Here is a 21,386-nt window from a genome sequence, read left to right as displayed (position 1 = left end):
CGTCCCACGCACCGAACGCCACATTGGGGCGCTCGAGCCGGGCGCTACGGGAGTCTGGCCAGCGACGCGTCGAGGGTGGCCGCGGACAGCTCGTTGTCCACCATGTCCCCCGCCAGGTACGCGCCGTACGCGGGCAGATCCAGGTGGGCGTGGCCGCACAGGGCCGTCAGGATCACCTTCTCCTCGCCGGTCTCCTTGCACCGCAACGCTTCCCGGATGCACGCCGCCAGAGCGTGCGTCGGCTCGGGCGCCGGGATGATCCCTTCCGACCGGGCGAACCGCACGCCCGCCGCGAAGCACTCCTGCTGCCCGATCGCGATCGCCTCGATCAGGCCCAGCTCGTAGATGTGGGAGATCAGCGGCGACATCCCGTGGTAGCGCAGGCCACCCGCGTGGATCGGGTCCGGGATGAAGCCGTGGCCGAGCGTGTGCATCTTGAGCAGCGGCGTCAGCCCGGCGGTGTCCCCGAAGTCGTAGGCGTACTGCCCGCGCGTCAGCGACGGGCACGCGGCCGGCTCGACCGCGCGGATCACCGGGTCCATCCGGCCGGCCAGTTTCTCCCGCAGGAACGGGAACGCGAGCCCGCCGAAGTTCGAACCGCCGCCGGTGCAGCCGACCAGCACGTCCGGGGTGTCGCCGGCCAGTTCGAACTGCTTCAGCGCCTCCTCGCCGATGATCGTCTGGTGCAGCAGCACGTGGTTGAGCACGCTGCCCAGCGCGTACCGCGTGTCCGGGTCCTGCGCCGCCTGCTCGACGGCCTCGCTGATCGCGATGCCGAGGCTGCCGGTGGAGTCGGGGTGCTCGGCGAGGATGGCCTTGCCGGACGCGGTCAGCTCGGACGGGCTGGGGTGCACCGTCGCGCCGAACGTCTCCATCATCAGCCTGCGGTAGGGCTTCTGGTCGTAGGAGGCCCGCACCTGCCAGACCTCGCATTCGAGCCCGTACTGGGCGCAGGCGAACGCGAGCGCGCTCCCCCACTGGCCGGCGCCGGTCTCGGTGGTCAGCCTGGTGACGCCCTCCTGCGCGTTGTAGAACGCCTGCGGCACGGCGGTGTTCGGCTTGTGCGAGCCGACCGGGCTGACGCCTTCGTACTTGTAGTAGATCCGCGCCGGCGTGCCGAGCACCTTCTCCAGCCGGCGCGCCCGGAACAGCGGCGACGGCCGCCAGAGCCGGTAGACCTCCCGCACCTCCTCCGGAATGTCGACATAGCGATCAGTCGTCACTTCCTGGGCGATGAGCGCCTGCGGGAAGAGCGGAGCCAGGTCGTCCGGGCCGACGGGCTCCCGGGTGCCGGGGTGCAGCGGCGGCGGTGGCGGCTCGGGCAGGTCGGGGATGACGTTGTACCACTGGGTCGGGAGATCGTCTTCGTCCAGGATGTACTTGGTGCGTTCGGCCATCGCGTCTCCTCGGTCGGCGATGACTCAACTTAGGACGGGTTCGGCGCCGAAGCCAGTCATGGTCGCTACGGTGGCCGGATGGGGAATCTCGTCCTGCTCGACGCGCCGTCGAACCTGGGGCTGCGGCCGCCGGCCGAGGACGCGGTGCCGGGCTGCTACAAGACGCCCGGCGTCCTGCGCGACCTCGGCGTCCTGCACCGGCTCGGCGCGTCGGACGGCGGTGTCGTGACGCCGGGGCGCTACGTCGGCACCTGGCGCCCGGGGGACGGCGTGCGCAACTCGGCCGCGATCGCGGCGTACACGCGGGCATTGGCGTCCCGGCCGGCGGCGATCCGCGCGTCGGGCGGCTTCCCGGTGGTCCTGGGCGGCGACTGCTCGATCTCGCTGGGCGCGATGCCGGCGCTGCGCCGCGAGGGCCGTTTCGCATCGCGTACCTGGACGGTCACGACGACTTCCACCACCTGGGCATCGCCGACCACATCGGGGCCGTGGCGGGCGAGGACCTGGCGATCATGACCGGCCGGGGCGCCGCCGACCTGGCCGACATCGACGGCCCGCGGCCGTACGTCCGGGACGCCGACGCACTGGTGCTGGGCGTCCGGTCGGCGGAGCTGACGGCCGCGGGAATCGCTCACGTCACCTCGGAGGAGATGACCGCCTCCGGCGTCACCGGGGCTCTCGAACGGGCGGCGTCGGCTTTCGCCGGCCTCGACGGATTCTGGGTCCACGTGGACATCGACGTCCTGGACCCGGCGTATGTGTCCGCTGTGGACAGTCCCGATCCCGGCGGCCTTTCCCCGGCCGCGCTGGTTTCGCTCGTGCGCGGTCTCCTGGCGTTGCCCGGAGCCGCCGGCTTCGAACTGACGGTGTTCGACCGCGACCCCGACCTCGATCCGGACGGCCACCAGGCAGCCCCGGTCGCCGATCTGCTGGAAAGGACGTTCTCGCGATGAGCGCTCTCCCCCTCCCCCGGTGGCTGCCCCCGGCCGGGCGCGGCCCGGGCCTGGTCCTGATCCAGGAGATCTTCGGCCTGGACGACTACCTCCGGTCGGTGGCCGCGGACCTGGCCGCGCTGGGGTACGTGGTGGTGGTCCCGGAACTGTTCTGGCGCACGGCACCGGGCTGGTCGTCCACGCACGACGAAGCAGGCGTCGCGGCCTCGATGGCGGTCGCGTCCTCGTTCGACCCGGAACTGGGGCTCGCGGACGTCCTGGAAGCGGTCGCACACCTGCGTTCGATGCCGGAGGTGAGCGGGGTCGGCGTGCTCGGCTTCTGCCTGGGCGGCTCCCTGGCGTACGCGGCGGCGGCCGCGGGCGACCCGGACGTCGCGGTGTCGTTCTACGGCTCGACGGTGGCGTCCCAGCTGGCGGAGCTGCCGAAGATCACGTGCCCCATCCAGTTCCACTTCGGCGGCCAGGACCCCTACATCCCGCGCTCGGACGTGGCTTCGGTCGAAGCGGCGGTGGCCGCGCACCCCGGCGCCGAGATCCACGTGCAGGAGGAGGCGGGGCACGCGTTCCACAACAACGTGGCCCCGATGTTCCACCACCCGGAGGCGGCGGCGCGAGCGTGGGACCTGACGACGGCTTTCCTGCGGCGGACCCTGCCGGCCTGAAGGCGCGCAACCCCGGTCCCCGGGATCGAGGCTTCACTCACCCTTCGCGCGGCGGCGGGGCGCCGCGGACCGAGGGGGCGTCGAGCGCATGTGGTCCCGCACCGGCGCCAGCAGGCCGGCGAGGGTCTCGACGTCCTCGCGGGAGAGCGGCGCGAAGAGCAGGCCGCCGACCACCTCGATGTGCCCGGGCAGCACGTCGGCGAGCCGCGCGCGCCCGGCGTCGGTGATGGTGACCGTGGTGCTCCGCTCGTCGTCCGGGGACGGGGTGCGCACCACCAGGCCCGCTTTCTCCAGCAGGCCCGCCTGGTAGGTCAGGCCGCTGCGGCTGTAGACGACGCCGTCGGCCAGGTCGGTCATGCGGTGGCTGCCCGACGGCGAGTCGCCGAGCCGGGCCAGCAGCTGGAACTGCACGTAGCTGAGATCACCGGCCTCGCGCAGCTGCTGCTCGACCGCGTGCCGGAGCAGGCTGGTCACCTCGATGAGGTCGAAGTAGGCGCCGAGCTGCACGGGGTCGAGCGACGGTGGCACGTCGGACATGGCCGCAGCTTACTGCTTTGAATTCGAAGAGGTTCAGGGAAAGCGGGTACCTCCACTGGTGCACACTGGCGCCATGTCCCTGTCCGATCTGGGCACCGCGGTCCGCTGGTTGCGCGAACACACCGACCCCGCCACCGCCGGGCTGCCGGCCGGCGGACCGCGGAGCACCGGGCGGCGGGTCCGCGGACTGCGCCGGGAGGAGCTCGCCGAGCTGGCCGGGGTGTCCGCGGACTACATCCGGCGGCTGGAGCAGGGGCGACGTCATCCGTCGGCCGGTGTGGTGACCGCCATCGCCCGCGCGTTGCGGGTCGGCCGGGCCGACTACGAGCGGCTCTGCGCACTCGCCGGCTACGCCGCGGTGGACGGGCAGGTGCCGCGCGAAGCCGGGGCGGCGGCGATCCGGCTCCTGGAGCGGTTCGACGACACCCCCGCGTTCCTGACCGACGCGGCGTGGAACGTCATCGCCGTCAACGGCGCGTGGCTGGCGCTGGGAGGCGGGACGGCGACCGGGACCGCCCGGGACTGGAACGTCGCGTGGCGCACGTTCTGCAACGCACGCGGGGAGATCGACCGGACCGAGGAGCACCAGGCCGGCTTCCGGGCCGTGCTCGCCGCCCGGCTGCGCGACACGTCCCTGCGCTACCCGGCGGACGCGTCGCTCGCCGAGCTCGTCGACGACCTGCGGAACACCAGCCGCTCGTTCGACACCCTCTGGCGCACCCCGAAAACGGTCTCCGCCTACGAGAACCGTGCCGTGTTCCGCCATCCGGACGGGGGCGACATCGCCCTCGACGGCACGCTGCTCGGGGTTCCCGGCGACGACCTGATGGCGGTGGTCCTCACCGCGGCACCGGACTCGGCCGACGCGGCCCGGCTCGGCGAGGTCGTCCGCGCTTCGGGCGGGCCGGCCGTGGTCAGGGTGGGCCAAACCGGCCCAGGCTGACCGGGCCCGTTGCCACGATCCTGAGGTCCATGTGGATCAAGGGACCCTTCGGCGTGCCCTCTCGCCCTCAGTGACCGACACCACTTGCTTCGAGTTCGAAGCAGTAGTAGCGTGATCCGCAGTTGCTTCGAACTCGAAGCAAATTGATCTCAGCGAAGGCGAGAGCTCCGATGAAGGCAGTGCGTTTCCACGAGTACGGCGACCCCGGCGTCCTGCGCTACGAGGACGCGGAGCAGCCGGTTCCCGGAGCCGGGCAGGTCCGGATCCGCGTCGCCGCGACGTCGTTCAACTCCGTCGACGGCAACATCCGCGGCGGCTTCATGCGCGGCCCCATCCCGGTGGAGCTGCCCCACACCCCCGGCATCGACGTCGCCGGCACGGTCGACGCGCTGGGCGAGGGCGTGGACGGCATCGAGATCGGCGACGAGGTCATCGGCTTCCTGCCGATGGACGGCGACGGCGCCGCCGCGGAGTACGTCCTCGCGCCGGCCGCGGTCCTCACGCCCGCCCCCAAGAACGTCCCGCTGGCCGACGCCGCCGCGCTGCCGCTGGTGGGGCTGACCGCGTGGCAGGCGCTGTTCGACCACGGCCGGCTGCGGTCCGGGCAGCGCGTGCTGATCAACGGCGCCGGGGGCGCGGTCGGCGGGTACGCGGTCCAGCTGGCCAAGGGGGCCGGAGCCCACGTGATCGCCACGGCGAGCCCCCGCAGCGGCGACGCGGTCAAATCGGCCGGCGCCGACGAGGTCGTCGACCACACCACCACCGGCGTGACCGCGGCGGTGACCGAGCAGGTCGACGTCGTGCTCAACCTGGCACCGGTCGATCCGGCGGAGCTGGCCGCCCTGGTCACCCTGGTCCGGCCGGGCGGGGTCGTGGTGAACACGACGGTGTGGATGCCCGCGCCCGCCGACGAGGAGCGCGGCGTACGCGGCATCGACGTGTTCGTCCGCAGCGACGCCGAACAGCTGGCCAAGCTGGTGGCCCTGGTCGACGGCGGCGAGCTGCGCGTCGAGGTCGCCGAGCGGGTACCGCTGCCCGAGCTGCCGTCACTGCACGCCCGCGCGGCCAAGGGCGAGGTGCACGGCAAGGTCATCGTCGTCCCGGCCACGGTCTGACACCGTCCCCGACCGGAAAGGCCGGGCCCGGCGCGCCTTCACGGGAGCCGATCCCGGCCTCCGCTGTCTCGTGATCGGCACGAGGTGCGGGGCGTGGCCGCGATCGACTCGTTTGCGGAAACGCTCGGCGGGGTGGCCAGATAAGTCGCGAGTACCAGGTCTTGGCCGAAGACCTGGTTGCGTAGCGACATCCAGGCTTCGTGCACGTCCGCTATTCGTAGCGGTCGGCGGGCGCCCCAGGGGTTCATCACGACGGCAGGGTTGATCAGTCCCGGCATGTACACGGCGGCCCGTTGGAACCGGAGTTGCGGGTGGCCGATCGGCCGGGCCGGCACGAAGCTGTACATGCCGTGTACCGGGTTGTCGATCGTCGCCCCGCGGTAGAACGTCAGCTGCAGCTCGATGTCAGGCGGGCATACCGGGTTGCAGCCGGCCCGGCCGGCGTTGACGGCCGTGGGAGTCAGCGATTGGGCGGTGCAGACGATGAAGGCCTCGTCGACGTTCAGACCCTCCGTCCGGCCGGGCGTCCACGGCTGTGCGCCGGCAACGACGAACACGGTGTCGACGCGGAACCGGTCGTGGCGGGTGGACCCGAAACAGATCAATGAGCCGAGCGGCAAGGATTGCATCGCGGTGCGGCGTCGCGGTGTACCGGCAGTCTGTTTGCAGTTGCTGTAGATCATCCGCTCGCCGAACACCCATGGGTCGGTGTTCTGCCGCGGCCACGATCGCGGCGGCCGCGTCCAGTACGGCCGGTGCAACGCCCGTGGCAAGTCGTCCTCGTCCGGCCAACGACGTTCGACCCGGGAAGGCGGCTCCCACTCAGCCCAGAACACCATCTCGCCCTCGCGACGCTGATCGTCGCCATCGACGTACTGCCCGGGCGCGACCAAGAACTTCCGTCCGTGACGGCCGACGTTCCAGGGCATCTCGTCGCCGGCGAAGCGATGTTCGGCGCCGGGATGGGGAAACTGCACGAAGCACGCGGTATCAGTCATGGCTCGGCTCATCGCCCCAGGCAGCTGATCGGTCGCCTCGCAGCTCACCACGCTGCACGCCGCGTCGTCAACGTCCTCTTCGCCCGCAATCAGAGCCTGCTCGGGAGGCGTCAGGCGGGCCAGAGCTGGATGAGCCAGTGTTCGACGCCGGCCTCGAAACTGCCTTCGCCCAGCTCGGCGGTGTGGTCCTGGTTGCCGACGTGCACGCGTGCCTGGTGAGCGCCGGGGTGCGGGAGGGGCAGCGTGTGGTTGCCCGGAGCGGCAGTGACGGTCTGGAGCCGGGCTTCGGCCGCGAGGTCACAGGTCAGGTTCACGGCGTGGTTCCACCGTCCGGGCTCGCCGCCCCATGGCGATCCAGGATCCGGCGGGGACCGGCAGTGTGAGCGCGTTGCGGGCCATGGGGATCTCTTGAAGCACGAACTGGCCGTACTCCACTTCGACGGTGTGGTCGACGACGGCGATCAGACGCGGCATCCGTGCCCGTTCCTTCGGCTGGTGTCAACGACGGTTCCGGGACGGGGAACGGCCACCCACCGCCGGCAACCGGTCGACGAACGCGGCGAACTCCCTCCGCTGCTCCCCCGTCATCGGCTCCTTCGGGATCGTGGCCGCCTGGATCTTGCTGAACATGACGTACCAGACCTCGGGGGTCTCGATGACGCGGTCGAGACCGGCCCACCGGAACCGCGATTCGGCGAGGGGGTAGGCGACCGTGACCCACTCGTCGTCCAGGGTTATCCGGCATCCGTCCTTGATGACGGGGGACTGCAGCCGCATCGAGCGGGCCAGGGTGATCGGTGCGATCGCCGTCGCGAACAGCAGGCCGAGGACCACCACTCCGTAGGACATCGGGTCCGCGGGATCCAGTGCCACCAGCGCGATGCCGAGGACGGCCAGCACGCCACCCAGGACGCGGATGGTCTTCAGCTGCGGGCGGAGAATGAACCGGATGGTGCGCCGCAGGCGTTCCTCGTCGTAGGGGACCGCCATGGAGATCTGCATCGGCGCATCATAGTTCGGGTGCCGCCGCCTGTTTCAGGTTCGACTGGTGGGGACCGGAAAGCCAGTCTTGGGCGAGACGCACGTCGTCCGGTTCGGTTCCTCGCCGCAGCGCGTCGATGTAGGCACGATCGGCGGCGAGACGGGCCGCCACTTCGGGCCCCTCGGCCACGGCGCCGTGGCCGGGAACCAGGACATCGACGGTCCGGGCCGCCTCGCCCAGCCGGTCGAGTGCCGTCTCGTAGGCGCTCACCTGACCGGGGCGGCGCGGGTCGAGAAGCGGGATCAGGACGTCGGAAAGCATGTCGCCGGCGAGCAGGACGCCGCGGTCCGCGAGCAGGAGCGCGGCGTGACCGATGGCGTGCGCCTCGTGCTCGACGATCTCGCCCGGCACCGGGCTCCCGTCCGCGGGCAGTGGGGTGAGGAGCCCGATCAGCTCGAGCGGGATGCCCGACGCGCTTTCCGCCGCCATCGCCTGCGCCCGCTCCCGGGCTTCACCGGCAACCTTCGCGCCGGCGGCGGTGGCGTAGCGCGGCACGTCGCCGAACCGGGAATGCCAGAGCAGGTGGTCCCAGTGGGGGTGGGTGGAGAACCCGGCGACCACCGGAAGGCCGAGCCGGTCCACGTCCTCGGCGAGCTGGTCCAGATCGGCGCCGCCGATGCCGGGATCGACCAGGATCACCCCGGCCTCCCCGCGCACCACGACGGCGTTGCTCCAGACCCATTCGCTCTGCCGGACCCAGACCCCGTCGGCCACCTGCTTCAGCATCGGTCCACTTTGTCAGGTGCCCGCGTCCGGAGCGAGCTTCCGGCCGGCACCGCGCGCCTGGCGGGCCTGGCCTGGACCGTGGGCTCGCGGGTCGTCTACCTTCGCTACCAGCGCGTCCGCTGAGCCCGACCCCCGGAGGAATCCGCCATGCCCTACGCCGTGGACTTCGCCACCGTGTCGACCACCGGCTTGGAGTCGTCGCCGGTCGCCGACGCACTCGCCGGCCTGCGGGCGAACGAGGCCCGGTACTTCAAGAACAAGTACGACCACGTCTTCACGGTCGAGCCCGCGAGCGACGCCGCGTCGACCGTCGACCGGGTGAGCCGGATCCTCGAGGAGGAACGCGGCATCGTCATCTCCTCCGGCCCGCTCGAAGCGACCGAGTTCGAGGTCGAGAACATCCGGATGGCCTACGTCTTCTACGAAAACGGCCTGTCGGTCAACGTGATGTACGCGATCGACGACTCCGGGAAACGGGCCGTCGGGTTCAAGCTCTCCGACGGGATGGAGGTCCCCGAGGAGCTCGCCTCGTTCAAGTTCGCCCGGCAGAAGTCGAAGCTGGCCGGAACCATCCGCGGCTCCTACTTCGTCATCAAGAACGAGTACTGACCCGTCCTCGCGCGAACCGATCAGGAATCGAGAAGCGCTGGTCATCGCCCCGGACCTAGCGTTACCGGCATGACGAACATCGACTCCATCACCCTCGAGGTGGCCGACACCGCGGCCGCCGAACGCTTCTACGCCGCCGCCTTCGGGATCACCACCCAGCTCCGCTTCCGCGAGAAGCAGCAGCCTTCCTCCGGCTTCCGCGGCTACACCCTCTCGCTCACCGTCGCCCAGCCCGCCGACGTCGACTCGCTCCTCGGCACCGCCGTCGAAGCCGGGGCCACCACGCTCAAGCCGGCCGCGAAGTCCTTGTGGGGCTACGGCGGCGTCGTCCAGGCACCCGACGGCGCCATCTGGAAGGTCGCCACCTCCGCGAAGAAGAACACCGGCCCCGCCACCCGCGAGTTCGACGCCGTCGTGCTCCTGCTCGGTGTCCAGGACATCGTCGCCAGCAAGAAGTTCTACACCGAACACGGCTTCACCGTCGGGAAGAGCTTCGGCCGCATGTACGTCGAGTTCGACGCCGGCTCGAACCCCGTCAAGCTCGCGCTCTACCGGCGCAAGGCGCTCGCCAAGGACGCCGGCGTCGCCCCCGAAGGCACTGGCGCGCACCGGATCGCCGTCAACGCCGCCGCGCCGTTCACCGACCCGGACGGGTTCGCGTGGGAAGTCGCCACGACCCAGTCACTCGACGCCTGACAGGAGATCCGCGACGGCGGCGATCCCCGCTTCGATCGAGTGCCGCGACGTGTCGCCGAAGCCGAGGACGAGCCGCGGGGCCGTCGCGGACGGCGTGCTGTGCAGCCGCGCGAGGCCGTACAGCCCGACCCCCCGCTCAGCCGCGCGGGAGATCACCTGCTCCTCGTCGGCGCCCGGGGGCAGGTGCAGGACGGCGTGGAACCCGGCGGCCAGCCCGGTGACGCGAAGGCCCGGCGCGTGGGTGGCCAGCGCCGCGACGAGCGTCTCGCGCCGGGCCGCGTACTCGGCGCGGGCGCGGCGCAGGTGGCGGTCGTAGCGCCCGGACTCGATGAGCAGGGCCAGCGCCAGCTGGTCGAGGCCCGGGCTCCCGCGGTCGGTGACGCGCTTGCCGTGCGCCACCGCGGCGAGCAGCCGCGCCGGCGCGACCAGCCAGCCCAGGCGCAGCGCCGGCGCCAGCGACTTGCTGACCGTGCCCAGCGACACCACGCGGTCGGGGTCGAGCCCCTGCACCGAGCCGACCGGGTCGCGGTCGTAGCGGAATTCGGCGTCGTAGTCGTCCTCGATGACGACGCCGTCGTGCCGCCGCGCCCACGCCAGCAGCTCCTGACGGCGGTGCCCGGCGAGCACCACGCCGGTCGGCCACTGGTGGGCCGGGGTCACGAGCACGGCCCGCGCGCCGCTGCGGTCGAGCGCGGCGACGTCCACGCCGTGGTCGTCGACCGGGACGGGCACGGTGGCCAGGCCGGCGACGTCGGCCTGCTCGGTCGTCGACCGGACCATGCCGGGGTCCTCGACGGCGATGGTGCCGATGCCGCCGGCGGCGAGCGCGCGCAGCACCAGGCCGAGTGCCTGGGCCATCCCGCTGCAGACGACGACCTGGTCGGCCGTCGCCGCGACCGCCCGCACCCGCCGCAGGTACGCCGCGAGCACCTCCCGCAGCCGCCGGTCGCCGATCGGGTCGCCGTAGTCGAAGGCGCTGTTCGGCGCGGTGCGGCAGGCTTCGCGCACGGCCCACGCCCAGTCCTCGCGCGGGGCGAGGCGCAGGTCGGGGACGCCGTGGCGGAAGTCCGCGACCTCGTACCGGGGCCGCTCCGGCGTCCTCGCCTCGGGTGGTCCGGCCGGCCGGACCACCGGCGCCACGCGCGTCGCCGATCCCGGACGGCTGGTCAGGTAGCCCTCGGCCTGCAGCTGGGCGTAGCAGTCCTGCACCAGCCCGCGCGACAGGCCGAGGGCGCGGCCGAGCTCGCGCGACGACGGCAGCCGCTCCCCGCCCGCCAGGCGACCGCCGCGGATCGCGTCGCGCAGCTGGTCCTCCAGCTGCGAACGGAGGCCCGCGCCGCTCTCGCGGTCGATCGTGACCAGTAGCTCCGGACCCAAACCGGCCCACTCCACAGCCATGGAACTGGACCTTACCGGTGACCCAGTTCGCTTCTAACGTCCTGGACATGACCACTGACCTGCACATCCGGCCGACGTTGGTGTCCCGCGCCCTGCTCGTGCGCTTCGTCTCGATCTTCGGTTCGTCGATCGGCTTCTACCTGCCGCTTTCGGTGGTGCCGCTGTTCGCGAAGCAGGCCGGGTCCGACAGCGGCGCCGGGCTGGCGACGGTCGCGCTGCTGCTCGCCACCGTGGCCGCCGAGCTGGTGACGCCGCGGCTGGTCGCCCGGGTCGGCTACCGGTGGGCGCTGGCCACCGGGCTGGTCCTGCTCGGCGCGCCGACGCTGCTCCTCACGGTCGGCTCGACCGTCTGGGTGATCGTCGAAGTGAGCGTGGTGCGCGGGATCGGGTTCGCGATCGCGGTCGTGGCCGGCGGCGCCGTCACGGCCCTCCTGATCCCCGCGGACCGGCGCGGCGAGGGCCTCGCGCTGGTCGGGATCGTCGGCGGGATCCCGGGTCTGCTGGCGCTGCCGGCCGGCGTGTGGGCGGCGGCGCACTGGGGCTTCACCCCGGTGTTCGTGGCGACGACGGTGGCCACCCTGCTCGCGCTGCTCTCGGTGCCCGGCCTGCCGCGCCACGCCGCGGTTCCGCCGGAAGACGGCGGCCACGGCGTGCTCGCGGGCCTGCGCAACCCGGCGCTGACCCGCCCGGCGACGATCTTCGCGGTGCCGGCCGCCGCGGTCGGCGTCCTGGTCACCTTCCTCCCGCTGGCCGCTTCGGACCAGCCCGCCTGGGTCGCCGCGAGCGCGTTGCTCGCCCAGCCCGCGGCGGCCACCGCGGCCCGCTGGGTCGCCGGCCGGATCGGCGACCGCCACGGTCCGGGGCTCCTGCTGGTGCCGGGCGTGGTGCTGGCCGCCGCGGGCATGGCGGCCGTCGCGGCCACCGGCACCCCGGCCCTGGTGATCGGCGGGGCGGTCGTGCTGGGCGCCGGGTTCGGCGCGCTGCAGAACGCGACACTGACGCTGATGTACGCCCGCGTCCCGGCCGGCGGCGAGAGCGCGGTGAGCGCGATCTGGAACGCCGCCTACGACCTCGGCATGGCCGCGGGCGCGCTCGGCGCCGGGCTGGTCATCGGCGCGGTGGGCTACCCGGCGACGTTCGCCCTCGCCGCCGCGGTGATCGTCCCGGCGCTCGCCCTGGTCCGCCGCGACCGGCGGCCCTGACCGGGGCGCCCGTCACCTTCTCGGGAGTTCGACGAGCGTGCCGTGGCCGACCGGGACGGCCTCGTCCGGCGCCTCGGACTTGGGGCTGCCCACGCAGACGTACCCGCGGTAGATCCGGCCTTTGATTCGTTCGGCCACCGGCCGGAACCGATCGGGCCGAAGACCGCGAAACCGCGTGGCGACGACGTCTTCGTACAAACGCTGCGAGACGACCACCACGACGTTTTCGCCCGGGTGCCGGGCCAGTGTTTCCCGCACGGATTCCGCGTCGAGCAACCGGCAGGCGACGACGAGGGTGTCCCCGATGGGGCCGAAGACCCCCGCGGTCAGGGCTCCGTGGTGCATCGAAATCCGCAGCCGCAACCGCGGACCGCCGCCCTGTCCGAGTTCTTCAGCCACCTCGTGGACGAAGTCCGCGACGACGCGGGAAACGTCGGAATCGGCGGGCAGCACCGCCAGCTCACCGTCCCCCCGAGGTTGCCGGAGCCATGCGGCGCGGACGAGCCCCGCCTGTTCGGAAGCGCGTTCGAGAACCTCCTTCAGCCGGAGCAGGACCGCGGCCTGGTCGAGGATCCCCATTCTCGAGAATCCTTCGACGTCCACCGCGACGACGAGTCCGTAGACGAGCTGATCTTCGTGAAGCATGTCCATCCCCTCGGCAGAGCCGATGTCCCTGGGACGATTGAACAGTCGCGAGCAGTTTCCGCACCACGTCCGCGGACACACGAAGACGAACTCGCTCCGGGACACCGGAGAAAGCCGAGGTCCCCGGATTCCGTTTGTTTCCGAGAGGCCACCCGGGCACGGTGGGGTGAGACAATGTGAGACAAAACCGGCCGACGTGGGACACGATGTCGAGATGCCTCTTCCCCGACCCGGGCCATTCGGTGATCTTGACCCGTCCAGTGTCACGACGATCACCCAACTGGCCGAATTGCTCCGGCAATGCCGGGTGCGCGCCGGGAATCCGTCACTGCGCGATATCGAGCGGCTCAGCGGGAAACGCGGGCACGCCTTGCCCCGCTCCACGGTGGCCGGCGTCCTGGCCGGCCGGCGGCCGCCGCGCCGGGACCTGCTCTTGGCCCTGCTGGCCGCGTTCGGGGTTCCCGACGGGGACCGGGTGGTGTGGACGAGCGCGTGGGAAAGGGTGGTCGGCGGGCGGGCGGCCGAGCTCGCGGACGTCGTCGTCGATCCGGCGGACGGGGAGCCCCCCGACATCTGGCGGTTCCCGCCGGGTGAGCCGGTGGTGATCACCTGCGGCCGGATCCCGGCATCGATGGGCAGCAATTTCACGGCCAGCGACCCGCGGGATCCCGACTACGTCGACTTGCTGACCTACGCCGATCCGGACGCGCTGATCCACCTGTTCGGCCACATCCGTGCCCTGAATCCGGACCACGACGTGAAGTTCGCGACGACGAGCGATCTGCAGCCCGCGGACTACTCCAGTCACCTGGTGGTGATCGGCGGGTCGGATTTCAACATGCTGACCCGCGACATGTTCTCCACCCTGCACCTGCCCGTGAAGATGTCGCCGCGCCTCCCGGAAACGGATTGGCTCGGCCTGGAGGTCGTCGACGGGGAAGGGACGCAGCGGTTCAGCCCCGTGCTCGGCGACGAATACGGGTCGCGCATCCTCCACGAAGACGTGATCTTGTTCTTCCGCGGTGTCAACCCGGTCGACCGGCTGCGCACCATCACGATTTGCGCGGGCATGTACGCCCGCGGCACCCTCGCCGCCGCCCGGTGCCTGACCGATCCGGTGCTCGGGCCGGCGAACCAGGCGTACCTGCGCCGCAAGGTCGGTGCCAACCTGCATTTCGGGTTTGTCGCACGAGCGGTCGTCATCGACCGGATGGTGGCGCCGCCGGACCTCACCGATCCCGGGCAACGGCTCTACGAATGGATGCGGCCGGAGTGATCTGCGGCCGGGCGCCGGAGTCGGCAGACTGGTCGGCGTGCCGGAACTGCCCGAAGTGGAACTCGCCCGCCAGGTCCTCGCCGACGCTCTCGGCCGCGAGATCCGCGACGTCGACGACCACGACGACTGGGTCTGCCGGCCGCACGCGCCCGGGGACCTCGCCGCCGCGCTCACCGGCGGGCGGCTCACCGAAGCGCACCGGCGGGGCAAGACGCTCTGGTGCGAAACGGAAAACCGTGACGGGCACTCCGGTCCGAACCTCGGCCTGCACCTCGGGATGGCCGGGCAGCTGCGGTTCGCGGGCCGGAGCGGGCCGCCCGGGCCGAAGCGCTTTCGCGGCCGGGACGAGAAACCCGAGTGGTTCCGGTTCGGGCTCACCTTCGCCGACGGCGAGCAGCTGCGGCTGTTCGACACCCGCCGGCTCAGCCGGGTGCGGCTCGACCCCGATCTCGACGCGCTCGGCCCGGACGCCGGCGAGGTGTCGCGCCGGGACTTCCGCGAACGCGTCGGGCGCGGCCGGGCGCCGGTGAAGGCGCGGCTGCTGGACCAGTCCGTGCTGGCCGGGATCGGCAACCTGCTGGCGGACGAAACCCTGTGGCAGGCGGCGGTGAGCCCGGCCCGCCCGGTGAACGAACTCGGCGACGACGACCTCGCGAACCTCCACCAGGCACTCCGCAAGGCGTTGCGCGCGGCGATCAGGCACGGCGGCGTGCACACGGGCGAGATCATCGGCCACCGCCGCGCGGGCGACCACTGCCCGCGCTGCGGCGCCGAGATGGCGCACGGCACCGTCGGCGGCCGGTCGACCTGGTGGTGCGCGAAGGAACAGGCCTAGCGCGGCCCGAGCCCGGTGCGGCCGTCGATCAGCTCGCGGACGACGTCCAGGTGGCCGGCGTGCCGGGCCGTCTCCTCGATCACGTGCAGGACCACCCCGCGCAGGTCGGCGATGTCGTCCGCGAGCGGCGAGGGGTGGCGCAGCTTCGGCACCGCGGACAACGGCGTCGCGGCGAAGATCTCGTCGGACCGGCGGCACTGTTCGCGGTAGAACGCGAAGACGACGTCCGGGGACCGGGGCGTGGTCAGCGGCTGGTGGTCGTCCGGCCACGCGACCGGGTCCGCGGTCCCGGTGACGATCTCCTGGAACCAGTGCCGCTCGGCGTACCCGAGGTGCTCGACCATGCCGAGCGGGGTCCACCCGGACGGCAGGACCGGCGTCGTCAGGGCCTCCTCGCCGAGTCCGCCGAGGATCGCCAGGACGCTCTCGCGCTGGGCGTGCAGGAAGGTCAGCAGGGTGCTTTTCTCGTCGTCGGCCACGACCGCGGACCCTGGTGGGCACGAGCGCACCCCGGCGGGCGGTTTTTGTCGGTGGGGTTCGGTAGCGTCGCGGGCATGGCAACACTGGTCACCTTCCACGCCCACCCGGACGACGAATGCCTGCGCACCGCCGGCGTGATGGCCAAGGCCGTCGCCGAGGGGCACCGCGTCGTGCTCGTCGTCGCCACCCGGGGCGAGGTCGGCGAGGTCCCCGAGGGCTTTCTCGCCGAGGGCGAACAACTGTGGGAGCGGCGCGTGCGGGAGTCGCACGCGGCCGCGGAGATCCTCGGAGTCGAACGCGTCGAGTTCCTCGGCTACCGCGACTCCGGGATGATGGGCGAATCGACGAACGACGACCCGGCGAGCTTCTGGCAGGCGGACGTCGGAAAGGCGGCCGAGCAGCTGGCGGCGATCCTGCGCGAGGAGTCGGCGGACGTCCTGACGGTCTACGACGACAACGGCGACTACGGCCACCCGGACCACATCCAGGTGCACCGCGTCGGAGTCCGGGCGGCCGAGCTGGCCGGGACGGCACGCGTGTTCCAGGCGACGTTCAACCGCGAGTTCATGCAGCGCGGCTTCGAATCGGCGGTGGAGCAGGGCCTGATGCCCCCGGAGGCGGCGCCCACCCCGCCGGAGGACGTCGAGTTCGGCAAACCGGAGGCCGAGATCACCGCGGCGGTCGACGTGTCGAAGTACGTGGGGGTGAAACGCGCGGCGATGCGGGCCCACCCGAGCCAGATCAGCGAGGACATGTTCATGCTGGCCATGCCGGACGACGCGTTCGCTTTCGCGTTCGGGACGGAGTGGTTCATCCGGGCCGGACAGGGGCCGGGGATCACGGAGACCGACCTGCTGACCGGGCTGTAGGGCGCGTTGGGCGGGCGGGCTGCCGGGGGCCGGGGGCCGGGGGCCGGGGAGAGGCTGACGGGTTGCGGCGAGGCCGGCTGCGGCTTGCGAGACTGCGGTGCAGGCGGGTCACGGCGAAACCGGGCAGCAGCTCGCGAGACCGCGGTGCGGGCGGGTCGCGCCGGGTACGAGTGCGGCTCGCCGAGACCGGCGAGCCGCATCCCCTCCACCAGCGCCGTCAGTCCAGTGCCGCCGTCACGTCCAGCTCCACCAGCTGCCCCGGGTACCCGAGCTGCGCCACCCCCAGCAGCGTGCTCGCCGAGGTGAACGCCGCGCCGATCTCCGATCCCGTCAGCCGGTCCCACGCCGCCGACAACGTCTCGCGCTCGTCCGTCACCACGTAGATCACCGTGCGGACGACGTCCGCCGGGGATGCGCCCGCGGAGGCCAGCGCCAAGGCCGTGTTGGCCACCACCTGGTCGATCTGGGGAAGCAGCCCGTCGGCCACCGAACCGTCGGCGGACAGCGGACACTGGCCGGCCAGGTACACCGTCCGGCTGGAAACGGCCACGGTCACGTGGTGGTAGCCCGGCGTGGTGTGCAGCCCGGGCGGGTTCTGCCGTTCAATGGTCACCACCGCATCATCACCGGCCGCGCAAGCGAAAAACCCCGGGAGGGCACGTGCGCAGGACCATCGACTGGGCCGGCGACGCCATCGTCATCATCGACCAGACCGCGCTGCCCTCCGAGTACCGGCTGCTGCACCTGCGGACCGTCGGCGAGCTCGTCGACGCCGTCAAGCGGCTCGCCGTCCGGGGTGCTCCCGCGCTCGGGGCCGCCGGGGCGCTCGGGGTCGCCCTCGCCGCCCGGACCAGCGACAACGTCGAGGCCGACGCCGAACTCATCGCCACCGCGCGCCCCACCGCCGTGAACCTCGCCTGGGGCGTCGAGCGCGCGATGAAGAAACTCCCCCAAGGCGGACAAGCCGTTCTCGAAGAAGCCCTGGCCCTCCTCACCGAAGACGAAGAGCTCAACAAGGCCGCGTCGGCGCACGCAGCCGAGGTCGTGCTCGCCGAGTGCCCGCGCCGGCCGCTGCGGCTGCTGAGCCACTGCAACGCCGGGCGCCTGGCGACCGTCGGCTGGGGCAGCGCCCTCGGCGTCGTCTGGCACCTGCACGAACGCGGGCTCGTCGAAGAAGTCCTCGTCGACGAGACGCGCCCGCTCCTCCAAGGCGCCCGGCTGACGGCGTGGGAGCTCGCGCAGGCGGAAGTCCCCTACCGCGTCCAGCCCGATTCGGCGGCCGCCGCCGCGATGGCGCGCGGCCTGGTCGACTGCGTGCTCGTCGGCGCCGACCGGATCGCCGCGAACGGCGACGTCGCCAACAAGATCGGCACCTACGGCCTGGCGATCGCCGCGAAGCACCACGGCGTTCCGTTCGTCGTCGTCGCACCGTCGTCCACTGTGGACAAGTCCCTCGCGGACGGCGCGGGCATCGCCGTCGAGGAGCGCGACGCCCGCGAGCTCACCGAATACGCCGGGGTGCCGATCACCCCGGCGGACGCGCAGGTCTTCAACCCCGCGTTCGACGTGACGCCCCACGAGCTCGTCACGGCCGTGGTCACCGAGCACGGCCGCTTCCGGCCCTAGGGAACCTGCGCGAGGGGAACCCGGCCCGGGCAGGCCCCGGCCGCGACTGCAGTGAATGACCCATTCACCTCGTCCGGCGACATGAATGGGTCATTCATGTCGCCGGACCACGCTAGGGGCGCGGGCCGATCTCGCGGGCGCCGTCGGTCACCGTGATCGCCATCGCCGGGCACGAGTCCGCCGCGTCCAGCACCGTCTCGTCCCCGTCCACCTCCGAGACGACCGTCTGCGCGACCGCACCGTCGAGGACGAACACCTCGGGCATCAGCGCGGCGCACATCCCCGAGCCGATGCAGGTGTGTTCGTCGACTTCCACGTGCCAGCTCATGGCCACCTTCCGAGTCACCATCCGATCGGCATCGACCGCGGTCCGCGGACGAGCATCTGCGTCTTCCACACGATATCGCCGGCCAGGTGCAGCCCCGGCAGCTCGGTGACCAACGCGCGCAGCGCCTCCTGCAGCTCGAGCCGGGCCAGCGGCGCACCCAGGCAGTGGTGGACGCCGTGGCCGAAGCCGAGGTGGTGCTGGTCGCCGCGGTCGAACCGCAGCTGGTCGGCGTCGTCGAACTGCAGCCGGTCGCGGTTGGCCGCGCCGACCGCCACCAGCACCGGCTCCCCCGCCCGCACGAGCACCCCGCCGACCTCGACGTCTTCGGTGGCGTAGCGCGCGAAGCCGGCCCCGGCGCCCAGCGGCACGAACCGCAGCAGCTCCTCGACGGCGGCCGGGATCAGGTCCGGGTCGGCCACCAGCCGCTCCCACTGCCCGGGCTGGTCGAGCAGCGCGTAGACGAAATTGGGGATCTGGCTCGCGGTGGTTTCGTGCCCGGCGACGAGGATGCCCACACACAGGTCGACCAGCTCCAGCTCGGTCAGCCGGTCGCGGGTGTCGCGCGCCTCGATCAGCGCCGTCATCAGGTCGTCCTGGGGCTGCGACCGGTGCTCCGCGATCAGCCCGCGCATGTAGTCGCGCAGCTCCTCGCGGTTGCGCTCGAACTCCTCGGGCGTCAGGCCGCTGGTGGACAGCGCGGCGTCGCTCCAGACGCGGAACTTCGGCCGGTCGGCGACCGGGACGCCGAGCAGCTCGCAGATCACCGCGACCGGGATCGGCAGCGCGTAGCGGTCGACGAGGTCGGCGGGCGGGCCGGCCGCCTTCATCTCCGCGATCAGCCCGGCGGCGAGCGAAGCGACACGCGGGCGCAGCAGCTCGACGCGCCGCATGGTGAACGCCTTCGCCACCAGTGTCCGCAGCCGGGTGTGGTCCGGCGGGTCCATCTGCAGGATGCCGCCCTCGCGCTGGACGGGCGAGCGGCGCGGCGCGTCCTTCTCCTTCTCCATCGCCCGCGAGAACCGGCGGTCGCCGAGCACCAGCCGGGCGTCGGCGTAGCGGGTCGCCAGCCACGCCGGCTCCCCGTACGTCATCTTGACCCGGACCATGCCCTCGGCTTCGCGAGCCGCCGCGTAGGCCTCGTTGAGGTCGAGCCCCGCCTCCTCGTTGAAGGGGTACGAGAGCGGCTCGGTGTGGGTGACGGTCATTCGGAAAACCCCCGTGCTCGGTTGTAAGCAGCTGCTTACAAAGCTACACAGTTTCTCTCCACCTGTCACGGTCCGCCATTGCCCAGTAACGAACCACTAGGTTACGGTGACCTAGGTGTGGATCGAGATCCTCTTGCTGTCGAAGCTGGCCCGCGAGCCGATGCACGGCTACGAACTGCGCAAGGCCGTGGAGGCGTCGACGGGCCACACCCTGTCGAACAACTCGCTGTACCCGACGCTGCGGCGCTTCGTCGACGCGGCCGCGGTGAGCCGCAGCGCGGAGGAGCAGGAGGCCAAACCGCCGCGGCACGTCTACACGATCACCGAGGTCGGGCGGGAACTGCTGCACGACATGCTCGCGGACTTCCCCGGCGAGCTGGCGCTCAACGAACCGGAGTTCCTGGCGCGGGTCGGGAACTTCGGCCGGCTGGGCCACGACGAACGCGCCCGCGTGCTCGACGTCCGCAAACGGGCGCTGCTCGCCGAGCAGGCGCGGGTCACCGGCCTCGCCGCCGGGCAGGCCGACCCGTGGAGCCGCGCGGCGCTGCACCACGTGCTCGGGAAGTTCGACGCCGAACTCCGCTGGCTCGCCGACCTCGAAACCGAACTGAGGAGAGACGTATGACCACCACCGAAGAGACGCCTCGCCTCCCCTTCGCCCGGGCGAACGCGCTCGCGATCGCGCCCGACTACGAAGCACTCCGCCGGCAGGCCCCGATCAGCCGGGTGCTCAGCCCGGCCGGCGACCCGGCGTGGCTGGTGACGTCGTACGAAGAGGCCAAGGAGATCTTCCGCGACAAGCGCTTCGGCCGCTCGCACCCGGCGCCGGAGCAGGCGTCGCGCATCTCGCACGCTGCCGTGCAGGACGGCCCGAGCGGCGACTTCGACACCGAAGAGCAGGAACACAAGCGGATGCGCCGGATGCTCGCGCCCGCGTTCTCCGCGCCGCGCATGCGGGCCCTCGGCGACCGGATCGCCGAGCTGACCGACCGCTGCCTCGACGACCTGCAGGCCGCGCACGACGCCCACCCGGGCGAGCCGGTCGACCTGACCGACTTCCTCGCCTTTCCCCTGCCGGTGCTGGTGATCTGCGAGCTGCTCGGCGTGCCCTACGCCGACCGCGAGAAGTTCCGCGGCCTGTCCGAGCGGATCGCGAGGATGGACGGCGGCGAGGACGCGCAGGCGGCCATGACCGAGTTCAAGGCCTACATGACGGAGCTGGCCGACGAGAAACGCGCGGATCCGCAGCCGGACGTCATCTCCGACATGGTCGCGGTCCAGGCCGACGACCCCACGTTCACCGACGACGACCTCGCCCGGATGGGCGCCGGCCTGCTGTTCGCCGGCCACGAGACGACGTCCACCCGGATCGCGATGGGCACGCTGTTCCTGCTCAGCGACACCGCCCGCCGCGACCGCTTCGCGGCCGACCCCCACGGCGAGGTGAACCGGACGGTCGAGGAGATCCTGCGGCTGACGGCGACCAGCGGCACCGGCCTGCTGCGCTACGCCCACGAGGACGTCGAGGTCGCCGGGACGCGGATCATGCGCGGCGACGCCGTGCTGATCTCCAGCGACGCGGCCAACCGCGACGCGACGGTGTTCACCGACCCCGACGAGTTCGACCCGGCCCGCACGCCGAACGTCCACCTCGCCTTCGGCACCGGCGCGCACGTCTGCATCGGCGCCAACCTCGCCCGCACCGAGCTGCGGACGGTGTTCCCCAAGCTGTTCGGCCGGTTCCCCGGCCTGCGGCTGGCGGCCGGGATCGACGAGATCCCGGTCCGCGTCAACCGCGTCGCCGGCGGGGTCGACGCCGTCCCCGTGACGTGGTGAGGGGGAGC

The 21,386-nt window shown here is 72.1% G+C and carries 27 protein-coding genes; 14 read left to right on the top strand and 13 right to left on the bottom strand.

Annotation, left to right across the window (positions count from 1 at the left end):
- Nucleotides 1-44: 44 nt before the first annotated feature.
- Nucleotides 45-1,397 (bottom strand): TrpB-like pyridoxal phosphate-dependent enzyme, encoded by a 1,353-nt coding sequence (locus QRX60_RS24040; RefSeq protein WP_286003028.1) that lies wholly within the window; start codon nucleotides 1,395-1,397, stop codon nucleotides 45-47.
- 78 nt (nucleotides 1,398-1,475) lie between these two features.
- Between QRX60_RS24040 and QRX60_RS24035 the strand changes: the two genes are divergently transcribed.
- Genes QRX60_RS24035 through QRX60_RS24025 form a run of 3 tightly spaced genes read left to right on the top strand, consistent with a single transcriptional unit; the run spans nucleotide 1,476 to nucleotide 3,012 of the window.
- Complete coding sequence (locus tag QRX60_RS24035; protein ID WP_286003027.1) at nucleotides 1,476-1,913, top strand: arginase family protein; 438 nt, start codon at nucleotides 1,476-1,478, stop codon at nucleotides 1,911-1,913.
- Nucleotides 1,886-2,350 carry an arginase family protein gene (locus QRX60_RS24030; RefSeq protein ID WP_286003026.1) on the top strand — a complete coding sequence of 155 codons (465 nt, stop codon included), beginning with the start codon at nucleotides 1,886-1,888 and terminating at the stop codon, nucleotides 2,348-2,350. The genes QRX60_RS24035 and QRX60_RS24030 overlap by 28 nt, the downstream gene beginning before the upstream one ends.
- Nucleotides 2,347-3,012: a dienelactone hydrolase family protein gene (locus QRX60_RS24025; protein ID WP_286003025.1), complete on the top strand. Its 666-nt coding sequence runs from the start codon at nucleotides 2,347-2,349 to the stop codon at nucleotides 3,010-3,012. Before QRX60_RS24030 ends, QRX60_RS24025 begins: the two co-directional genes overlap by 4 nt.
- 33 nt (nucleotides 3,013-3,045) lie before the next feature.
- On the opposite strand, the gene QRX60_RS24020 is transcribed toward QRX60_RS24025, so the two are convergent.
- Nucleotides 3,046-3,549, bottom strand: coding sequence for a MarR family winged helix-turn-helix transcriptional regulator (locus QRX60_RS24020; protein ID WP_286003024.1), 504 nt, complete (start codon nucleotides 3,547-3,549; stop codon nucleotides 3,046-3,048).
- 73 nt (nucleotides 3,550-3,622) lie between these two features.
- On the opposite strand from QRX60_RS24020, the gene QRX60_RS24015 reads away from it, so the two are divergent.
- Nucleotides 3,623-4,492, top strand: coding sequence for a helix-turn-helix domain-containing protein (locus QRX60_RS24015; RefSeq protein WP_286003023.1), 870 nt, complete (start codon nucleotides 3,623-3,625; stop codon nucleotides 4,490-4,492).
- Nucleotides 4,493-4,662: 170 nt separating this feature from the next.
- On the top strand, nucleotides 4,663-5,607 hold the full coding sequence (locus QRX60_RS24010; RefSeq protein ID WP_286003022.1) for an NADP-dependent oxidoreductase: 945 nt from the start codon (nucleotides 4,663-4,665) through the stop codon (nucleotides 5,605-5,607).
- A 38-nt stretch (nucleotides 5,608-5,645) separates the two neighbouring features.
- Here QRX60_RS24010 and QRX60_RS24005 read toward each other — a convergent pair whose 3' ends face one another.
- The 5 genes from QRX60_RS24005 to QRX60_RS23985 all read right to left on the bottom strand — a co-directional run bounded on the left by QRX60_RS24005 (nucleotide 5,646) and on the right by QRX60_RS23985 (nucleotide 8,373).
- Entirely contained in the window at nucleotides 5,646-6,605 is a 960-nt protein-coding gene (locus tag QRX60_RS24005; protein ID WP_286003021.1) for a hypothetical protein, read from the bottom strand.
- 110 nt (nucleotides 6,606-6,715) lie between these two features.
- Entirely contained in the window at nucleotides 6,716-6,919 is a 204-nt protein-coding gene (locus QRX60_RS24000; RefSeq protein WP_286003020.1) for a hypothetical protein, read from the bottom strand.
- On the bottom strand, nucleotides 6,903-7,079 hold the full coding sequence (locus tag QRX60_RS23995; protein ID WP_286003019.1) for a hypothetical protein: 177 nt from the start codon (nucleotides 7,077-7,079) through the stop codon (nucleotides 6,903-6,905). Before QRX60_RS23995 ends, QRX60_RS24000 begins: the two co-directional genes overlap by 17 nt.
- A gap of 24 nt (nucleotides 7,080-7,103) precedes the next feature.
- Nucleotides 7,104-7,607 carry a YcxB family protein gene (locus QRX60_RS23990; RefSeq protein WP_286003018.1) on the bottom strand — a complete coding sequence of 168 codons (504 nt, stop codon included), beginning with the start codon at nucleotides 7,605-7,607 and terminating at the stop codon, nucleotides 7,104-7,106.
- A 7-nt stretch (nucleotides 7,608-7,614) separates the two neighbouring features.
- Nucleotides 7,615-8,373, bottom strand: coding sequence for an MBL fold metallo-hydrolase (locus tag QRX60_RS23985; RefSeq protein WP_286003017.1), 759 nt, complete (start codon nucleotides 8,371-8,373; stop codon nucleotides 7,615-7,617).
- Between the two features lie 147 nt (nucleotides 8,374-8,520).
- Here QRX60_RS23985 and QRX60_RS23980 point away from each other — a divergent pair, with 147 nt between their 5' ends.
- Both QRX60_RS23980 and QRX60_RS23975 read left to right on the top strand, forming a co-directional pair.
- Entirely contained in the window at nucleotides 8,521-8,982 is a 462-nt protein-coding gene (locus tag QRX60_RS23980; RefSeq protein WP_286003016.1) for a phage tail protein, read from the top strand.
- A 69-nt stretch (nucleotides 8,983-9,051) separates the two neighbouring features.
- The gene (locus tag QRX60_RS23975) at nucleotides 9,052-9,678 is read left to right on the top strand and encodes a VOC family protein (protein WP_286003015.1); all 627 of its coding nucleotides are present in this window, start codon (nucleotides 9,052-9,054) and stop codon (nucleotides 9,676-9,678) included.
- On the opposite strand, the gene pdxR is transcribed toward QRX60_RS23975, so the two are convergent.
- Nucleotides 9,664-11,076: a MocR-like pyridoxine biosynthesis transcription factor PdxR gene (gene pdxR, locus QRX60_RS23970; protein WP_286003014.1), complete on the bottom strand. Its 1,413-nt coding sequence runs from the start codon at nucleotides 11,074-11,076 to the stop codon at nucleotides 9,664-9,666. The genes QRX60_RS23975 and pdxR overlap by 15 nt on opposite strands.
- A gap of 47 nt (nucleotides 11,077-11,123) precedes the next feature.
- Between pdxR and QRX60_RS23965 the strand changes: the two genes are divergently transcribed.
- Complete coding sequence (locus QRX60_RS23965; protein WP_286003013.1) at nucleotides 11,124-12,278, top strand: MFS transporter; 1,155 nt, start codon at nucleotides 11,124-11,126, stop codon at nucleotides 12,276-12,278.
- 12 nt (nucleotides 12,279-12,290) lie between these two features.
- Here QRX60_RS23965 and QRX60_RS23960 read toward each other — a convergent pair whose 3' ends face one another.
- On the bottom strand, nucleotides 12,291-12,923 hold the full coding sequence (locus QRX60_RS23960; protein WP_286003012.1) for a nucleotidyl cyclase domain-containing protein: 633 nt from the start codon (nucleotides 12,921-12,923) through the stop codon (nucleotides 12,291-12,293).
- A gap of 196 nt (nucleotides 12,924-13,119) precedes the next feature.
- Here QRX60_RS23960 and QRX60_RS23955 point away from each other — a divergent pair, with 196 nt between their 5' ends.
- Nucleotides 13,120-14,199: a helix-turn-helix domain-containing protein gene (locus QRX60_RS23955; protein WP_286003011.1), complete on the top strand. Its 1,080-nt coding sequence runs from the start codon at nucleotides 13,120-13,122 to the stop codon at nucleotides 14,197-14,199.
- A gap of 37 nt (nucleotides 14,200-14,236) precedes the next feature.
- Nucleotides 14,237-15,034 carry an Fpg/Nei family DNA glycosylase gene (locus QRX60_RS23950; protein ID WP_286003010.1) on the top strand — a complete coding sequence of 266 codons (798 nt, stop codon included), beginning with the start codon at nucleotides 14,237-14,239 and terminating at the stop codon, nucleotides 15,032-15,034.
- Here the strand turns inward: QRX60_RS23950 and QRX60_RS23945 are convergent.
- Entirely contained in the window at nucleotides 15,031-15,513 is a 483-nt protein-coding gene (locus QRX60_RS23945) for a DinB family protein (RefSeq protein WP_286003009.1), read from the bottom strand. The two genes, QRX60_RS23950 and QRX60_RS23945, sit on opposite strands and share 4 nt — an antisense overlap.
- Before the next feature lie 75 nt (nucleotides 15,514-15,588).
- Here QRX60_RS23945 and QRX60_RS23940 point away from each other — a divergent pair, with 75 nt between their 5' ends.
- Nucleotides 15,589-16,383: a PIG-L family deacetylase gene (locus QRX60_RS23940; RefSeq protein ID WP_286003008.1), complete on the top strand. Its 795-nt coding sequence runs from the start codon at nucleotides 15,589-15,591 to the stop codon at nucleotides 16,381-16,383.
- A 217-nt stretch (nucleotides 16,384-16,600) separates the two neighbouring features.
- Here the strand turns inward: QRX60_RS23940 and QRX60_RS23935 are convergent, their stop codons facing one another.
- Complete coding sequence (locus QRX60_RS23935) at nucleotides 16,601-16,996, bottom strand: RidA family protein (RefSeq protein WP_286003007.1); 396 nt, start codon at nucleotides 16,994-16,996, stop codon at nucleotides 16,601-16,603.
- Between the two features lie 47 nt (nucleotides 16,997-17,043).
- Here QRX60_RS23935 and mtnA point away from each other — a divergent pair, with 47 nt between their 5' ends.
- Entirely contained in the window at nucleotides 17,044-18,009 is a 966-nt protein-coding gene (gene mtnA / locus QRX60_RS23930) for an S-methyl-5-thioribose-1-phosphate isomerase (RefSeq protein ID WP_286003006.1), read from the top strand.
- A gap of 112 nt (nucleotides 18,010-18,121) precedes the next feature.
- Here mtnA and QRX60_RS23925 read toward each other — a convergent pair whose 3' ends face one another.
- Entirely contained in the window at nucleotides 18,122-18,337 is a 216-nt protein-coding gene (locus tag QRX60_RS23925; RefSeq protein ID WP_286003005.1) for a ferredoxin, read from the bottom strand.
- A 14-nt stretch (nucleotides 18,338-18,351) separates the two neighbouring features.
- Nucleotides 18,352-19,542: a cytochrome P450 gene (locus tag QRX60_RS23920; protein ID WP_286003004.1), complete on the bottom strand. Its 1,191-nt coding sequence runs from the start codon at nucleotides 19,540-19,542 to the stop codon at nucleotides 18,352-18,354.
- Between the two features lie 115 nt (nucleotides 19,543-19,657).
- On the opposite strand from QRX60_RS23920, the gene QRX60_RS23915 reads away from it, so the two are divergent.
- Both QRX60_RS23915 and QRX60_RS23910 read left to right on the top strand, forming a co-directional pair.
- A complete protein-coding gene (locus QRX60_RS23915; RefSeq protein ID WP_286003003.1) occupies nucleotides 19,658-20,167 on the top strand; it encodes a PadR family transcriptional regulator in 510 nt (169 codons plus the stop codon).
- Complete coding sequence (locus tag QRX60_RS23910; RefSeq protein ID WP_286003002.1) at nucleotides 20,164-21,378, top strand: cytochrome P450; 1,215 nt, start codon at nucleotides 20,164-20,166, stop codon at nucleotides 21,376-21,378. The genes QRX60_RS23915 and QRX60_RS23910 overlap by 4 nt, the downstream gene beginning before the upstream one ends.
- Nucleotides 21,379-21,386: the final 8 nt, after the last annotated feature.

This window comes from Amycolatopsis mongoliensis, assembly GCF_030285665.1.
GTDB classification, from domain to species: Bacteria; Actinomycetota; Actinomycetes; order Mycobacteriales; family Pseudonocardiaceae; genus Amycolatopsis; species Amycolatopsis mongoliensis.
Note: the sequence above shows the minus strand (reverse complement) of the source record. Positions and strands in the feature narration are given on the sequence as shown.

Bases quoted from the DNA above. Each gene is read 5' to 3' on its own strand.
- QRX60_RS23940 (WP_286003008.1), top strand. From the start codon at position 15,589: ATGGCAACACTGGTCACCTTCCACGCCCACCCGGACGACGAATGCCTG.
- QRX60_RS24015 (WP_286003023.1), top strand. From the start codon at position 3,623: ATGTCCCTGTCCGATCTGGGCACCGCGGTCCGCTGGTTGCGCGAACAC.
- QRX60_RS23990 (WP_286003018.1), bottom strand. From the start codon at position 7,607: ATGCAGATCTCCATGGCGGTCCCCTACGACGAGGAACGCCTGCGGCGC.
- QRX60_RS23985 (WP_286003017.1), bottom strand. From the start codon at position 8,373: ATGCTGAAGCAGGTGGCCGACGGGGTCTGGGTCCGGCAGAGCGAATGG.
- QRX60_RS23925 (WP_286003005.1), bottom strand. From the start codon at position 18,337: ATGAGCTGGCACGTGGAAGTCGACGAACACACCTGCATCGGCTCGGGG.
- QRX60_RS23975 (WP_286003015.1), top strand. From the start codon at position 9,052: ATGACGAACATCGACTCCATCACCCTCGAGGTGGCCGACACCGCGGCC.
- QRX60_RS24005 (WP_286003021.1), bottom strand. From the start codon at position 6,605: ATGACTGATACCGCGTGCTTCGTGCAGTTTCCCCATCCCGGCGCCGAA.
- QRX60_RS23965 (WP_286003013.1), top strand. From the start codon at position 11,124: ATGACCACTGACCTGCACATCCGGCCGACGTTGGTGTCCCGCGCCCTG.
- QRX60_RS24020 (WP_286003024.1), bottom strand. From the start codon at position 3,549: ATGTCCGACGTGCCACCGTCGCTCGACCCCGTGCAGCTCGGCGCCTAC.
- QRX60_RS23910 (WP_286003002.1), top strand. From the start codon at position 20,164: ATGACCACCACCGAAGAGACGCCTCGCCTCCCCTTCGCCCGGGCGAAC.
- QRX60_RS23920 (WP_286003004.1), bottom strand. From the start codon at position 19,542: ATGACCGTCACCCACACCGAGCCGCTCTCGTACCCCTTCAACGAGGAG.
- QRX60_RS24040 (WP_286003028.1), bottom strand. From the start codon at position 1,397: ATGGCCGAACGCACCAAGTACATCCTGGACGAAGACGATCTCCCGACC.
- pdxR (WP_286003014.1), bottom strand. From the start codon at position 11,076: ATGGCTGTGGAGTGGGCCGGTTTGGGTCCGGAGCTACTGGTCACGATC.
- QRX60_RS24010 (WP_286003022.1), top strand. From the start codon at position 4,663: ATGAAGGCAGTGCGTTTCCACGAGTACGGCGACCCCGGCGTCCTGCGC.
- QRX60_RS23995 (WP_286003019.1), bottom strand. From the start codon at position 7,079: ATGCCGCGTCTGATCGCCGTCGTCGACCACACCGTCGAAGTGGAGTAC.
- QRX60_RS24025 (WP_286003025.1), top strand. From the start codon at position 2,347: ATGAGCGCTCTCCCCCTCCCCCGGTGGCTGCCCCCGGCCGGGCGCGGC.
- QRX60_RS23960 (WP_286003012.1), bottom strand. From the start codon at position 12,923: ATGCTTCACGAAGATCAGCTCGTCTACGGACTCGTCGTCGCGGTGGAC.
- QRX60_RS24035 (WP_286003027.1), top strand. From the start codon at position 1,476: ATGGGGAATCTCGTCCTGCTCGACGCGCCGTCGAACCTGGGGCTGCGG.
- QRX60_RS23980 (WP_286003016.1), top strand. From the start codon at position 8,521: ATGCCCTACGCCGTGGACTTCGCCACCGTGTCGACCACCGGCTTGGAG.